Origin of the sequence: Actinosynnema sp. NPDC059797, assembly GCF_042732085.1 — a bacterium.
In the GTDB taxonomy this organism is placed as follows: Bacteria; Actinomycetota; Actinomycetes; order Mycobacteriales; family Pseudonocardiaceae; genus Actinosynnema.
Genome location: NZ_JBHWIE010000641.1, coordinates 1,542 through 2,359, shown reverse-complemented (window position 1 = coordinate 2,359; position 818 = coordinate 1,542). Strand labels below are relative to the sequence as shown.

Genomic DNA, 818 nt, shown 5'->3' with positions numbered 1-818 from the left:
AGTCCGCAGAGGACCACCAGCCGCCCCGCCGCCCGGTGCCACCCGGGTCGCCGGGCCCGGAACCCGGGTGCGAACTGGAAGGCGCCCAGCACGGCGTACGCGCTGACGGTGACGATGTGCGCCACCAGGGGGCCGGGCGCGATGGAGTGGTGCTGCCCGCCGTCCGGCGCGAGCCGCGCGCCGGCGCCCAGCTCGACCAGGCGGAAGGCGCCCGCCAGGACCGGGACGAGGCTGAGCGCGATCAGCCCGGCCGGCACTCGCCACCCCGCGGCGCGCCTCGGCGTTGTCGTCGTCATGCGCAGATCGTGGCCGGTGGGGCGGTGCCGGCTCATCGGACATCAGGCCGCAATCCGACCGTCCGGAAGTCCGGGGCCCGGGTCGTACTTCCGGCTAGCGGCGGTCGCCGTCGCGCCGGACCCGGCCGGTCTCGTGCGCCCAGATGGCGACCTCCACGCGGTTCCGCGCGCCGAGCTTGTTCATCAGGCTCGTGAGGTGGGTCTTGACGGTGCTGAGCGTGATGTGGAGCCGCTGGGCGACCTCGGCGTTGGTGCACCCGGACGCCACCGCGGCGAGGACCTGCTCCTCCCGCTCGGTGAGCGGCTCGACGGGCTGCGCCGGCGTCGCGGGCGGCCCGGAGCCCGCGAACGCGGCGAGCAGCCGGGCGGTGACGCTGGGGGCGATCAGCGCCTCGCCGTTCGCGGCGGCGTGGACGGCCTGGGCCAGCAGGGCGGGGCCCGCGTCCTTGAGCAGGAACCCCTTGGCCCCCGCGCGCAGCGCCGCGTAGACGTACTCGTCGAGGTCGAAGGTGGTGATCACGA

2 protein-coding genes are annotated in these 818 nt (G+C 75.8%); both read right to left on the bottom strand.

What is annotated here, in order from left to right:
• Positions 1–296, bottom strand: a 296-nt coding sequence (locus tag ACFV4N_RS42835) for a DUF2306 domain-containing protein (protein WP_499678429.1), incomplete at its 3' end; no start/stop codon positions are given.
• 94 nt (positions 297–390) lie between these two features.
• The coding region (locus tag ACFV4N_RS42830) for a LuxR C-terminal-related transcriptional regulator (protein ID WP_499678428.1) at positions 391–818 on the bottom strand (428 nt) is incomplete at its 5' end.